The following is a 14,032-nucleotide window of genomic DNA, read 5'->3' on the forward strand; positions in this document are numbered from 1 at the left end:
GGAAGGGATAAGTGCTGAAAGCATCTAAGCATGAAGCCCCCCTCAAGATGAGATTTCCCATAGCGTCAAGCTAGTAAGATCCCTGAAAGATGATCAGGTAGATAGGTCTGAGGTGGAAGCGTGGTGACACGTGGAGCTGACAGATACTAATCGATCGAGGACTTAACCTATTTGGTTTATGAAACGTGTACTGCCTTCTGTTATCTAGTTTTGAAGGAACGAAGTTCTTTCATTTTGTCTGGTAGTTATGGCAAAGAGGTCACACCCGTTCCCATCCCGAACACGGAAGTTAAGCTCTTTTGCGCCGATGGTAGTTGGGGGCTCTCCCCCTGTGAGAGTAGGTCGCTGCCAGGCAAGTTTTATTATCTTTTATTAATTTAAAACATATGCAAACCTTCTTACTTTTATATCGTCGCGGGGTGGAGCAACGAGCACCACTACGATGAATATTCTGCGAGTTGTACCGATTAAGCAGCATCCTGAATTGCTTACTGAAATCGGGACAGTCCTTTGCAGGGACTTAAAGCATACGCAAACCTTTTTTCTTTTATATCGTCGCGGGGTGGAGCAGTCTGGTAGCTCGTCGGGCTCATAACCCGAAGGTCGCAGGTTCAAATCCTGTCCCCGCAATCCAACAAAAGCGAAACGATGTTTCGCTTTTTTATTTTTTTCAGAAATATGGCTTAAAAATATTTAATCAAACGTTTAATTAGTATCATCCATTATGGGTTTTTTTCTACAGGATGAGCTTTTTTTAGATAGAGAGCCGCATTCCTGTATCTTAAAAGGATAAGACGAGTGTTTTTTTCCTGATGATTTGTCTCTGATGCTTAAAATAAGGTAAACTAATAGAGATATCATTGTCCTTAGGAATGCTGCTCCTAAGGTTTTTTTATAAATCCGGCAGATATCTTAAATATTTAATAAATTCTATTTAATAGGTGGAAATATGAGTTCTTATGAATTAATTACGAAAAATGAAGAGGAAACAGCTGCCTTTGCCAATCGGCTTGCGGAGAAGCTGATGCCTGGTGATGTACTTGCGCTTGAAGGGGATTTGGGAGCTGGGAAAACGGCTTTTACCCGTGGCATCGCAAAGGGCCTGGGAGTGAAGAGGAATGTGAACAGCCCTACTTTTACCATTATAAAGGAATATCAGGGACGTCTTCCTCTGTATCATATGGATGTGTACCGCATGGAGGATCAGGACGAGGATTTAGGATTCGAAGAATATTTTTCAGGTGGGGGAGTAACGATCGTGGAGTGGGCACATCTTATTGAGAGCCAGCTTCCTCCTGATCTGCTGCTGGTAACGATCAGCCACCATACAGATTTAAATGCCAGGAAATTTGTATTCAAACCTGTCGGTGCCAGGTATGAAGAATTATGTAAGGAGATTTTCTGATGAAGGTGTTAGCGATAGATACCTCTAATTATGTAATGGGAATTGCATTGCTGGAGGATGGAAAAGTGTCAGGGGAGTATATTACCAACCTGCAGAAGAATCATTCGGTACGGGTTATGCCTGCTATTCAGGATTTAATGAGGGAATGCAATGTGAAACCGGCGGAATTGGATAAAGTGGTTGTAGCAAAAGGGCCGGGTTCATATACAGGAGTCAGAATTGGCGTGACCATTGCCAAGACGCTTGCCTGGACATTGAACATTCCTTTATCGGGAATATCAAGCCTGGAGGTGCTGGCTGCAAATGGAAAGCATTTTAATGGTTTGATTTCTCCTTTATTCGATGCGAGAAGGGGCCAGATTTATACCGGATTATATGGATACAATGAGGGTCTTCTTCAAACTGTAAAGGACGATAGAAATGTGCTGGCTTCAGATTGGGCAGAGGAGCTCAAGCAGCGGGAAGAGGAGATTCTGTTTTTAGGAACCGACCTGCCCATCCATGAGTCAGTAATCAAGGAAATCATGGGAGAGAAGGCGAAGTTTGCTCCGTATACGTCCTTTAATCCGCGGCCTGGCGAATTGGCTTTTTTAGGTATTCATAAAGAGGCAGAGGATATCCACACTTTTGTGCCAAATTATATACGGCTTGCGGAAGCAGAAGCAAAATGGCGGGAGCAGCAAAATCTAAAGTAAGGAAGAGGCCAGATGGGGAATACATTGACTTATCGCTTAATGAATGTGAACGATATTGATCAAGTACTGGAAGTTGAGCATCAATCCTTTACACTGCCATGGACCAGGGAAGCATTTATTAATGAATTGACTCAGAATAAATATGCAGTCTATTTGGTGCTCGAGGAAGGGAACCAGATCATTGGGTACTGCGGGGCATGGGTGGTGCTGGATGAGGCACATATCACCAATATAGCCGTTCTTCCCAGTCATAGAGGGAAAGGGCTGGGGGAGGCCTTACTCGTAAAGATGATCGAGACTGTCCGCAATATGGGGGCTGTGAGTGCGACCTTGGAGGTTAGAGTCTCCAACACTGCGGCAAAGTCTCTTTATAAGAAACTGGGGTTTCAAGAAGGCGGAATAAGAAAAAGCTATTATACAGATAATTACGAAGATGCTTTAGTAATGTGGGTGAGATTATAGTGAGTACAGATCAAATAATTATGGGCATTGAGACGAGCTGTGATGAGACAGCTGTCGCCATTGTCAAGAATGGTACAGAAATATTGACCAATACAGTGGCTTCCCAAATCGAGAGTCACAAACGGTTCGGCGGAGTTGTTCCTGAGATTGCTTCACGCCATCATGTAGAGCAGATCACTCTTGTGATAGAAGAAGCACTTAAACAGGCTCAGGTGGATTATAGTGATATTACAGCCATAGCCGTAACAGAAGGTCCCGGTCTTGTGGGGGCACTGCTTATTGGTGTGAATGCTGCGAAGGCTTTGGCGTTTGCGCACAATATTCCATTAATCGGGGTTCACCATATTGCAGGCCATATTTATGCCAACCGTTTGGTGAAAGAGCTTCAATTTCCATTGATATCCCTTGTGGTATCAGGAGGGCATACTGAACTGGTTTATATGAAGGAGCATGGATCATTTGAGGTAATCGGAGAAACAAGGGACGATGCTGCGGGCGAAGCCTATGACAAGGTAGCACGCACCCTGAATCTTCCATACCCCGGGGGGCCACATATCGACAGGCTGGCACATGAGGGCAAACCTGTCATTAAGCTTCCCCGATCCTGGCTCGAGGAAGGATCCTATGACTTTAGCTTCAGCGGATTAAAGTCGGCTGTGATCAACACCCTTCATAATGCAGAACAGCGTGGGGAATCTATTGAACCTGCAGATTTGGCGGCTTCCTTTCAGGAGAGCGTCATAGAGGTTCTTGTAACCAAAACACTGCGGGCCGTCAAGGAATATAACGTCAAGCAGGTGCTGCTGGCGGGTGGAGTTGCTGCCAATAAAGGGCTTCGGGCTGCCCTTGATGATGCTTTCAAGGAAATCCCAGAGATCGACCTGGTGATCCCGCCATTATCGCTATGCACAGACAACGCTGCGATGATTGCGGCTATTGGAAGTGTGGCCTATGAAAAAGGAAAAAGATCGGATTATACACTGAATGCAAATCCTGGTCTGGAAATATGAAAAAGCCGGCTTTTCGAAAGCCGGCTTTTTCAATTGGGGATTTTGTCGAACAAGGAGAATAGTCCCTGTTTTTGAATAGTGGCAAAATTATGTGTATAACTTTTTTTAAGGTTGTTTATCACATGTGAATAACTCCTGTATATGTGGATAAGTCAGGAAAATAATGTGGATATTGTGGAAAAGTCTGTTGACAGTTGCTATAACTTGTTTTGGTCTGTGGATAGATCTGTGAATTAAATAAAACACAGTGTTTTACAGTTTTTGTCGAAACTGGGTCTAATTACATAAGAAAGCTGGCAGAGACTTTAGCAATACTCATTCCCTGCCAGCTGAATCAGCTTTCCTCCATTAATAACTCTTCAATTTCCGCCCATTCCTCAAGCATTATATCTAATTCCTTTTTGGCATTCTCAAGCATAGTGTTTATTTCAATCACTTTTTCGTGATTCTGGAAAATTTCCGGATCGCAGAGCTGCTCATTATAAAGAGATATCTTTGGTTCCAGTTCCTCAATGGCAGACTCAATTTCTTCAAGTCTTCTTTTTCGCTGCCGTTCAAGTTTCTTGGCTTCTTTATCAATTTTATGGGACTTCTTTTCCTGTATTACGGAAGAGGCTGCAGTCAAGCCTTCAAGAGCGGCGAGCTCCTCCTGCTCCTGTTTCTTAACTACATAATAATCGTAATCGCCAAGGAATTCTTCCGATCCATCCACTGAGAGCTCAATGACCTTAGAGGCAATCCTGTTAATAAAATAACGGTCATGGGATACAAAAAGAATGGTACCAGGATAGTCTACCAGGGCATTTTCCAGCACAATCTTGCTGTCAAGATCGAGGTGGTTGGTCGGCTCATCAAGAATCAGCAGGTTCGCCTGCTCCATCATGAGCTTGGCAAGGGCCAGTCTGGCCTTCTCACCGCCGCTCAGTGTAGAAACAGGTTTCAGGACATCATCGCCTGTAAAGAGGAAATTGCCTAGAACAGTCCGGATGTCTTTCTCGTTATGGCCTGGATGCTCGTCCCACAATTCATTCAGGACTCTTTTGTTGGATTTAAGATTCGCCTGGTTTTGGTCATAATAGCCGACCTTTACGTTTGTCCCTAATTTAAAGGCTCCTCCCAGAGGCGGAAGGGCATTGATAATAGTTTTTAACAGAGTGGATTTTCCAACACCATTCGGTCCTACAATAGCGATGCTGTCGCCGCGGGATACTCTGATCGAAATATCTTTGGCAACAATTCCGCCCTCATACCCAATGGCAAGTGAAGAAGTCTGCAGGACCTCATTTCCGCTCTGCCGCTCGATACCAAAGCTAAAGGACGCTGACTTCTCGTCTCCCTGCGGACGGTCCAGGGCCTGAATCTTATCGAGCTGTTTTCTGCGGCTCTGTGCCCGTTTGGTTGTGGAGGCCCGGGCAATATTCTTTTGGACAAAGTCTTTAAGCTTGGCAATTTCATCCTGCTGTTTCTCGTACTGTTTCATATCGCGCTCAAAATCCTCTGCTTTTTGGACGAGGTATTCTGTATAGTTCCCGGGATACTTTTTAATCGCCGTCCTGGAAATCTCATAGACCTGGCTTACAACCTTATCGAGGAAGTAACGGTCATGGGAAACGATCAATACAGAGCCTGAATAGGACTGCAGATACTGCTCAAGCCAGGAGAGCGTATCGATATCCAGATGGTTGGTCGGCTCGTCCAATATGAGGATGCCGGGCTTTGTCAAGAGGAGTTTCCCTAAAGCGAGCCGCGTTTTCTGTCCGCCGCTTAACGTCGATATTTTAGTTCCATGATCGAAGCCGGAAAACTGCAGGCCATGCAGCACAGAACGTATGTCTGCTTCATATTGATAACCGCCCATTTCCTTAAATGAAATCTGGGCCTGATCGTATTCCTTCAACACCCGCTGGTAGGCTGCCTCATTATTATAGACAAAAGGCGCGGCCATCTCTTCTTCGAGCCTTCTCAGTTCTTTCTCAAGCTTCAGAAGAGGCTCATAAACCGTAAGCATCTCATCCCAGATGGAAAGGGTGGATTCAAGACCGGTATCCTGGGCTAAATAGCCGATCGTAACATCCTTTGGCTTAATGATTTCACCGCTGTCATAAGAGGCGATCCCGGCTATAATTTTTAAAAGGGTCGATTTGCCTGCTCCGTTTCTCCCGACAAGGGCAATTCTGTCCCGATTCTGAATCTCAAGCTTTATATTAGAAAGGGCGACTTCAGCGCCATAATATTTGGATAATGCATTTACTTGAAGTAAGATCATATTTTCACCTCATAACTTAAGGTTAGTTTACCTTATTTTTTCAAAAAGAGGAAAGAATAAATTCCAGGAATCAAGCCGCTCTATAAGCGGTATAGGTGACTTTGTGATATAGTTAACAAAAAAACAGCATACACAGACTTTTTAAAATAGTGTATCATCGAATGAAGAGGTGTCAAAATGGCGGAATTTACACATTTCAATAATGAAGGGCGAGCGAGAATGGTGGATGTAGGCCATAAGCCTGAGACTGCAAGGAGCGCCATCGCTCAATCCAGTATTCTTGTAAATGAGGACATCTACGAAAAGATTGTCAACCAGGAAATGAAAAAAGGAGACGTCTTATCCGTTGCCCAGGTCGCCGGAATCATGGCATGTAAAAATACACCATCCATTATACCGATGTGCCATCCCATCCCAATCAATGGAGTGGACATTCATTTTAAATGGGAAAAAGCAAAAGAGGGCTATACTCTCATCATAACTGCAGCGGTCAAAACAAAAGGGAATACAGGAGTAGAAATGGAAGCGCTGACAGCGGTGTCTGCAGCGGCTCTCACCGTATACGATATGTGCAAGGCAGTCGATAAAGGCATGGTGATCGGTCCGACTTTCCTGATAGAAAAAACCGGCGGAGTATCGAGCCAGGACTATCTGAGGGGGAAATAGAAAGATCTTCACCATCATCAATAACTAAAGAGGGGAGACAGCAATGGCACAGGAACAAATCAGAATACCTCAGGCAACAGCTAGAAGGCTGCCGCTTTATTACCGTTTCTTGAATAATTTGCATTCACAGGGAAAGCAAAGGGTTTCATCCGCTGAGTTAAGCGAAGCGGTAAAAGTGGATTCGGCAACAATCCGACGGGATTTTTCCTATTTCGGGGCATTGGGCAAAAAGGGCTACGGCTACAATGTGAATTATCTGCTTGGATTCTTCCGGAAGACTTTGGATCAGGATGAACTGACAAAGGTTGCTTTGATCGGGGTAGGAAATCTTGGCACAGCCTTCCTTAATTATAACTTTTTGAAAAATAATAATACTAAAATTGAAATTGGGTTTGATGTGGATGAAACCAAGGTGGGAACGTCAATCGGCGATGTGCCGATTTACCACATGGATCAGCTTAAGGAGAAATTGGTCGAAGAAGGAATAAGTGTGGCGATATTGACGGTTCCGGCACCTGTTGCCCAGATTATCACAGACCAGCTGATCGAGGCAGACATCAAAGGCCTGCTGAATTTTACGCCGGCACGCTTGAATGTTCCGCCTTCCATCAGGGTCCACCATATTGATTTAGCGGTAGAGCTGCAATCATTTGTCTATTTCTTAAAGCACTATCCTTCCAATGAAAAAGAAGATACGATATAAAAATAAAAAGGAGCCGATGCAGGCTCCTATTATTCATTTCTTATTAAGCTTTCTGATCTTGAAATGCAGAGCGGCCATCCTCAAGGCTGAAGCAAAGTCCAGTGTGGCTAAAAACACTAGGAAATAGGAGAAAAATCCCCATCCGTTCTGTGAAACATTTTGTGTGGCAAAAACGGTGAATAGAACACCAAGTGCAAAATAGATCAGTGCCATGATTAATGGCGATCTTCTGGTCATAAAAACCCTCCTATGAAGCCTTGAACCCTCTCTGAATGAGTGACCATCTTCTGTATATCATCTCTAAAGACAATCTGAACCATGACTACTAATGTGTTCATGGACACATGCGCAAAGATTGGTACAACAATCCTTTTTGTTCTTACATAGAGAAATGCGAATGAAAAGCCCATGGCGGAGTAAAGAAGAAGATGAGACGGCTCCCCATGGACAAGGCCGAAAATGACGGAACTGATAATGGCTGAAATGAAAAAATTAAAGCGCCGGTATAGTCCCCCAAAAATAATCTTTCTAAACACAATTTCCTCAAGAATCGGCCCTACAACAGAACTCACAATAATCACAAGCGGAACAGCCTCAATGAGGTGGATGATTTGCTGGGTATTATCGGATCCCGGTTTAATTCCGATCAGGCGCTCAATATTTCCCGCTAAGCCCTGTGCAAATAACGAGAGAAAAACGCCGCCGATGGCCCATGCAATGGAAACGGGAATAGGGGCCGCTTCTTTCCGGTACATCGTATCCTTCATTTCATCTCTAAGGATCGAAAGGATGACGATAAGGGCTGCAATGAAGCTGAACACAATCCAATAGGCTCCTGAGGTGGATTGAATGGTCTTTTGGGAATAGCCCATACTTTTTTCGATCCATGCGGTTATAGGAACGCCAATCAGGCTGGAAAGCTGCATGGCGACATAGACAGTCACGACCAGCCAATACTTCTTTTTCAATAGTATATCCCCTTTTATTCGACTATTTTCGATAAACTCATGACAAAAGCCATTTTACTTGCTGGTAAAATATTGTTCAAACATTATGTCTGAGCAAGTCCTATTATGACTATACTATAATAGCCATGAATTGGTAATGAAGATTAAAATCAAGGTGAATTTTTTTAAGGTTCCTGCTTGCAAAATGTACCCGTTTTATTTAATATAATAAATGTGTTAGCACTCGATGGTGCTGAGTGCTAATAATTTTAATCTTATTCAAAGAAATTTGAGGAGGTTGTTTCATTTGTTAAGACCATTAGGTGATCGTGTAGTAATTGAACTAGTTCAATCCGAAGAAAAAACAGCCAGCGGTATCGTTTTACCGGATACTGCAAAGGAAAAACCGTCTGAAGGCAAAGTTGTATCTGTTGGAACAGGACGTGTTCTTGATAACGGTGAAAAAGTCGCTTTAGAAGTTTCGGAAGGCGACCATATTATCTTCTCAAAATATGCAGGTACTGAAGTGAAATACGAAGGCAACGAATACTTAATTCTTCGCGAAAGTGACATCCTGGCTGTAATCGGCTGATCATTTTCCATAAAAATACTTATTTAGTTTATGTTTAATACTTACTTTTTATAATTCCAGGGAGGTAATGAAACAATGGCTAAAGATATTAAATTTAGTGAAGATGCACGCCGCTCTATGCTGCGCGGTGTAGATGCACTGGCTAATGCTGTTAAAGTAACACTTGGACCAAAGGGACGCAACGTGGTTCTTGAGAAAAAATTCGGTTCTCCGCTTATCACCAATGACGGTGTAACCATCGCAAAAGAAATCGAACTTGAAGACGCTTTTGAAAACATGGGTGCGAAGCTTGTTGCTGAAGTGGCAAGCAAAACGAACGATGTAGCAGGTGACGGTACAACAACTGCAACAGTTCTTGCTCAGGCTATGATCCGCGAAGGCTTGAAAAACGTAACAGCAGGCGCTAACCCAATGGGTATCCGCAAAGGTATCGAAAAAGCGGTCGTAGCTGGTGTGGAAGAGCTTAAGGCAATCTCTAAGCCAATCGAAAGCAAAGAGTCCATCGCTCAGGTTGCTGCGATCTCTTCAGCTGACGAAGAAGTGGGCCAATTGATTGCAGAAGCTATGGAGCGCGTTGGTAACGATGGTGTTATCACAATCGAAGAATCTAAAGGATTCACAACTGAACTAAATGTAGTAGAAGGAATGCAGTTCGACCGTGGATATGCTTCTCCATACATGGTGACTGATTCTGACAAAATGGAAGCAGTTCTGGAAAATCCTTATATCCTGATCACTGACAAGAAGATCACAAACATTCAGGAAATCCTTCCTGTGCTTGAGCAGGTCGTACAGCAGGGCAAGCCATTATTGCTGATTGCTGAAGATGTTGAAGGTGAAGCACTTGCGACACTTGTTCTGAACAAGCTTCGCGGAACATTCAATGCAGTGGCTGTTAAGGCTCCTGGCTTCGGTGACCGCCGTAAAGCTATGCTTGAGGATATCGCTGCCCTGACTGGCGGGGAAGTCATCACTGAAGAGCTTGGCCGTGACCTTAAATCTGCAACTGTTGCATCTCTTGGCCGTGCTGCTAAGGTTGTGGTTTCTAAAGAAAACACAACAATCGTTGAAGGTGCAGGCGAAAGTGCTCAAATCTCTTCACGTGTAAACCAAATCCGTGTTCAATTAGAAGAAACTACTTCTGAATTTGACCGTGAAAAATTACAAGAGCGTCTTGCTAAGCTTGCAGGTGGTGTAGCTGTAATCAAGGTTGGAGCTGCAACTGAAACTGAGCTTAAAGAACGCAAGCTCCGCATTGAAGATGCATTGAACTCCACACGCGCAGCAGTTGAAGAAGGAATCGTTGCCGGCGGTGGTACTGCACTTCTTAATGTATACAGCAAAATTAATGAAATCGAGGCAGAAGGCGACGTAGCTACTGGTGTAAGCATCGTTCTTCGTGCAATCGAAGAGCCTGTACGCCAAATCGCTCACAACGCTGGCCTTGAAGGCTCTGTAGTCGTAGAACGCCTTAAGCGTGAAGCAGTCGGCACTGGCTTCAACGCTGCTACTGGAGAATGGGTAAATATGATCGACTCTGGGATCGTTGACCCAACTAAAGTTACTCGTTCTGCACTTCAAAACGCAGCATCTGTTGCAGCTATGTTCCTGACAACTGAGGCTGTAGTAGCAGACAAACCAGACGAGAATGCTGGCGGCATGCCTGATATGGGCGGCATGGGCGGCATGGGTGGAATGGGCGGCATGATGTAATGACCGCTCAGACCCTTGATATATAAGGGTTCATGTGTAATTTGCTAACAAAATGCTAACAATAGGTAAATAAAAGAGGCTTCTCGTTATTTGAAAAAAATAATTGAGAAGCCTCTTTTATTTTTTACTGATGTTAGAGCTGATGCATATTAATAATAATCCCTTAATGATTTCTTATTGCTATCTGGTTAAAAATTAAATCGGTAATGGATAATCTACTTACCACTTCTGCTTAGTAGGTCTTTGATTGCAGCCATTGATATGTACCTCATTTGTTGATTTTCAATAAGATCACTTTCCCTAAATGGAAAAGACTATGGAGTACTCTTTTATTACGTAGTAGACTCTATGAAAGTAAATTAAAGGGTTGTGTCAATGAATTGGATTTCGATGTGGCTTTTTTTGTTCTTTCGTAGGTGAATTCACAATACAAAACACAAGCCTACAATAAAAATTTATCCCTGTGAATGATATGTTGAAGTGCAAAAACACACATGAAATGTTGTCTTAACATGCATACGGAATTTTTAACGAATTCGCATGTGAAAAGCAGTGTATTTTATGTTTTGTACTCCAGAACTGAACTACTTACTTTTTCCTTTATGAGCTTTTTTGAACAAGTTTGTACAAGTGTTGATAGGTTTTGGATTCTTCTAGCATACCGAGTTCACGATATACTTTTATTAACCATTTGATGGGTTTAGAGCTGGAAGGATTCATCTCGATGTCCCATAGAAAGCAGTCGACGGCTTGAGGCAGTTGGTCCAGCTGGTAATATAATTGTCCCAAATAGAACTGTTGGTCAGGCTCTTCTTGAATGTGATACATGGTTTTAATGGTATGAAAAGAGGCTAAGGATAGATGGAGAAGAGGCTTTAGCCAGTTATATACATAGGTAATATTGTTTTTTTCAAAGAGTCTTGGAATAAGGATTAGCATCAGCTGTTCTAATTGCACCTTGTCTGCATGAACTAAATTATTTGTGTTAATGAGTTCAAATGGGATGGAATAAGATGGACCTAGTTGATGGAGGGCTTTTAGGAATAAATCCATTTGGGCTTTTGATAACTGCTCTTTATGTTGTGCGAGTACTGTAAAAATCTCCTGGTATTGCTTAGATGTCCATAAAATGGAAAGGTATTGTACTTGCACGATTGCTTTGTTTTCTGTTGAGATGGTTTCCTTATAAAGGATTTGTAGGATCGAGAGGGATTCTTGTTCTGAATAATAGGCAGATAATAATTCAATAAATTCATGAAAAAGCTCACTGAACTGCTGTGTTTCTTTCGTTAATCTAGCGAAATATAAGGCGAGACATTCCTGTTCTCTTGATTCTGAACGTAATTTTTTCTGAAGTAGATGAAAAAAAGGAGCACTTTCTTTATTTGAATACAGCTGGTTTTCGGCATAAATGGAGTCATATTTAAGCAGAGTTACTGGATCAGATTGATAATGAAGTGAGTATTTATAATAGTCAAGATGACTAATTAAAGAACGAGCCCATTCATTAGTAGGATATTTTTCTACTACTAGTCGGAGAATGCGATAGGCATTAAGAAAATCTCCATCTCTACGGAATTGTAAACAAATATCTTTCAAAATGAAAATGAGATTTTCTTTTTTTACATAACAATCAAAAGCGGTTAAAATGTATGCTGCTTCAACTTTAGGGTAGGTTTTATTTATTTTTTTCCAGGTTACGTTTAATGTTGGGGATTGTTGCAAGGGATGCTTGGATGTAAAGGAATTAAGAAGAGGATGAGGAGAAGGGATGTATACACCTTGTGTTAATATTTTAGCAAGTGTTGAGTTGCGTTTTATTTTTGTTGTCTTTTTTTCGGTAAGAAATTGATTTTTGTAATAAAATGCATAATAACATCCGTCATTCTTGTAAGCCTCTATCACTTGAAATCCTTGGAAAAAGTAGAGACCCTCAATGGTGAATGTGATATTTGGGTTAATATCTTCAAGAGACATAACACGTTCGTTTTTCATTTTCATCATCCCTTCACGATTCTTATTGTAATTGTACCACTAATTAGCTCGAATCAAAAATGAGTAAATTGAGTAGGCATGCCCCGTGTATATAAGAAGTTTATACCACTTATAGCTTATGGTATGTCTGTATGTTATGGTTTTAGGATAATACCTGATTTTTAAGAGGAAATACAAGATATGATGCGAGGACAACATTAGAGAGGTCTGATTATCCTGGTACATAATTGGGCCAAGACAACCATCCCTATTTTCTATTTGTTTAAGGATTAAAAAATGGAAATTCCCTGATTGTGATTGGGAGTGGATATAAAAAGTAATGCGCAGTACAAATATACTATTCAATAGAAAATGATATTCCACAATCGGTGTGATTGCGGAATACCAAAAGCTTAAATCCTCGGTAAAAATAAGGAGGATTTAAGCTTTTTTACTTGGATAAAATATAAAGAAAATGTTATTTTTTTATAAACGATTTTATATTACCAAACAGGTTTTAGCATAAAAAAAGGAGGGCTTAAAAGTGGAATACGTTCAAGTAGCAAATACAGACATGAAGGCTTCGCGTATCGGACTTGGGACTTGGGCCATTGGAGGCTGGATGTGGGGAGGAACGAATGAAGAAAATTCGATTCAAACGATTCATGCAGCTCTCGATAAAGGGATTAATGTCATTGATACTGCCCCCGTTTATGGTTTTGGCACATCGGAAGAAATAGTCGGAAAAGCTGTGAAACAATATGGAAATCGTGATCGTATCCTGATTGCTACAAAAGTAGCTTTAAATTGGAAAAATGAGCAACCGTTTCGTGATGGCTCAAGACAACGAATTATGAAAGAAGTTGAAGATTCACTCAAACGACTTCAAACAGACTATATCGATATGTATCAATTGCATTGGCCAGATCCGCTTGTTCCTATTGAAGAAACAGCTGAGGCCATGAAAAATCTATATGATTCTGGGAAAATTCGTGCTATCGGAGTTAGTAATTTTTCAACGGAGCAGATGGAGATATTCCGTAAAGCGGCCCCTTTACATACGGCTCAACCTCCATACAATTTATTTGAGCGTGATATTGAAAAAGATATCCTTCCTTATTGTGAAAAGCATAATATAGCAACCCTTTTATACGGAAGTCTATGTCGTGGTTTATTATCTGGAAAAATGACAAGTGATTATAAATTTAATGGGGACGATTTGCGAAATAATGACCCTAAATTTCAACACCCCCGTTTTGATCAATATATACGTGCTGTTGAGCGATTAGAAAAACTGGCGAAAGAACACTATAATAAGTCCGTTATTCATCTGGCGGTTCGTTGGATTTTAGACCAGCCAGGTGCCGACATCGCTCTTTGGGGAGCACGTCGTCCGGATCAGGTCGAAGCAGTAAATGACATCACAGGCTGGAAACTAACAGATGAAGACAAAGCTACTATCGATCAAATATTAAAAACAACTATTAAAGATCCAATTGGTCCCGAATTTATGGCCCCACCTACAAAAAATGAAATATAAGATATAATATAAACTTTTCTATTAATACTATATACACCATCCGATATGTTCATTACCTG

13 protein-coding genes, 1 tRNA gene and 2 rRNA genes are annotated in these 14,032 nt (G+C 41.8%); 12 read left to right on the top strand and 4 right to left on the bottom strand.

Annotated features, from left to right (window positions below):
* The 7 genes from H539_RS0107820 to tsaD form a co-directional block, all read left to right on the top strand.
* Positions 1-170, top strand: a 23S ribosomal RNA gene (locus tag H539_RS0107820); the annotation flags it as partial.
* Positions 171-237: 67 nt separating this feature from the next.
* A 5S ribosomal RNA gene (gene rrf / locus H539_RS0107825) occupies positions 238-354 on the top strand.
* A 202-nt stretch (positions 355-556) separates the two neighbouring features.
* A tRNA-Met gene (locus tag H539_RS0107830) sits at positions 557-630 on the top strand.
* 319 nt (positions 631-949) lie between these two features.
* A complete protein-coding gene (gene tsaE, locus H539_RS0107835; RefSeq protein WP_026693053.1) occupies positions 950-1,405 on the top strand; it encodes a tRNA (adenosine(37)-N6)-threonylcarbamoyltransferase complex ATPase subunit type 1 TsaE in 456 nt (151 codons plus the stop codon).
* Complete coding sequence (tsaB, locus tag H539_RS0107840; RefSeq protein WP_026693054.1) at positions 1,405-2,100, top strand: tRNA (adenosine(37)-N6)-threonylcarbamoyltransferase complex dimerization subunit type 1 TsaB; 696 nt, start codon at positions 1,405-1,407, stop codon at positions 2,098-2,100. Before tsaE ends, tsaB begins: the two co-directional genes overlap by 1 nt.
* A 12-nt stretch (positions 2,101-2,112) precedes the next feature.
* Positions 2,113-2,562, top strand: coding sequence for a ribosomal protein S18-alanine N-acetyltransferase (rimI, locus tag H539_RS0107845; protein ID WP_026693055.1), 450 nt, complete (start codon positions 2,113-2,115; stop codon positions 2,560-2,562).
* The gene (gene tsaD, locus H539_RS0107850) at positions 2,562-3,572 is read left to right on the top strand and encodes a tRNA (adenosine(37)-N6)-threonylcarbamoyltransferase complex transferase subunit TsaD (RefSeq protein ID WP_026693056.1); all 1,011 of its coding nucleotides are present in this window, start codon (positions 2,562-2,564) and stop codon (positions 3,570-3,572) included. Before rimI ends, tsaD begins: the two co-directional genes overlap by 1 nt.
* A 334-nt stretch (positions 3,573-3,906) precedes the next feature.
* Here tsaD and H539_RS0107855 read toward each other — a convergent pair whose 3' ends face one another.
* A complete protein-coding gene (locus H539_RS0107855; protein ID WP_026693057.1) occupies positions 3,907-5,838 on the bottom strand; it encodes an ABC-F family ATP-binding cassette domain-containing protein in 1,932 nt (643 codons plus the stop codon).
* Positions 5,839-6,015: 177 nt separating this feature from the next.
* On the opposite strand from H539_RS0107855, the gene moaC reads away from it, so the two are divergent.
* Together moaC and H539_RS0107865 are read left to right on the top strand one after the other, a co-directional pair.
* Positions 6,016-6,504, top strand: coding sequence for a cyclic pyranopterin monophosphate synthase MoaC (moaC, locus tag H539_RS0107860; protein WP_026693058.1), 489 nt, complete (start codon positions 6,016-6,018; stop codon positions 6,502-6,504).
* 43 nt (positions 6,505-6,547) lie between these two features.
* Entirely contained in the window at positions 6,548-7,207 is a 660-nt protein-coding gene (locus tag H539_RS0107865) for a redox-sensing transcriptional repressor Rex (protein WP_026693059.1), read from the top strand.
* A 33-nt stretch (positions 7,208-7,240) separates the two neighbouring features.
* Here the strand turns inward: H539_RS0107865 and H539_RS0107870 are convergent, their stop codons facing one another.
* Positions 7,241-7,444 (bottom strand): YdiK family protein, encoded by a 204-nt coding sequence (locus H539_RS0107870; protein WP_026693060.1) that lies wholly within the window; start codon positions 7,442-7,444, stop codon positions 7,241-7,243.
* Positions 7,441-8,175 (bottom strand): CPBP family intramembrane glutamic endopeptidase, encoded by a 735-nt coding sequence (locus tag H539_RS0107875; RefSeq protein ID WP_026693061.1) that lies wholly within the window; start codon positions 8,173-8,175, stop codon positions 7,441-7,443. Before H539_RS0107875 ends, H539_RS0107870 begins: the two co-directional genes overlap by 4 nt.
* Positions 8,176-8,461: 286 nt before the next feature.
* On the opposite strand from H539_RS0107875, the gene groES reads away from it, so the two are divergent.
* Together groES and groL are read left to right on the top strand one after the other, a co-directional pair.
* Positions 8,462-8,746: a co-chaperone GroES gene (groES, locus tag H539_RS0107880; RefSeq protein ID WP_026693062.1), complete on the top strand. Its 285-nt coding sequence runs from the start codon at positions 8,462-8,464 to the stop codon at positions 8,744-8,746.
* Between the two features lie 75 nt (positions 8,747-8,821).
* Positions 8,822-10,459, top strand: coding sequence for a chaperonin GroEL (groL, locus tag H539_RS0107885; RefSeq protein WP_026693063.1), 1,638 nt, complete (start codon positions 8,822-8,824; stop codon positions 10,457-10,459).
* A gap of 600 nt (positions 10,460-11,059) precedes the next feature.
* On the opposite strand, the gene H539_RS0107890 is transcribed toward groL, so the two are convergent.
* Positions 11,060-12,454 carry a hypothetical protein gene (locus H539_RS0107890; RefSeq protein ID WP_026693064.1) on the bottom strand — a complete coding sequence of 465 codons (1,395 nt, stop codon included), beginning with the start codon at positions 12,452-12,454 and terminating at the stop codon, positions 11,060-11,062.
* 523 nt (positions 12,455-12,977) lie between these two features.
* Here H539_RS0107890 and H539_RS0107895 point away from each other — a divergent pair.
* Positions 12,978-13,973 carry an aldo/keto reductase gene (locus tag H539_RS0107895; protein ID WP_026693065.1) on the top strand — a complete coding sequence of 332 codons (996 nt, stop codon included), beginning with the start codon at positions 12,978-12,980 and terminating at the stop codon, positions 13,971-13,973.
* Positions 13,974-14,032 lie beyond the last annotated feature (59 nt).

Source organism: Peribacillus kribbensis DSM 17871 (assembly GCF_000430765.1).
GTDB classification, from domain to species: domain Bacteria; phylum Bacillota; class Bacilli; order Bacillales; family DSM-1321; genus Paraperibacillus; species Paraperibacillus kribbensis.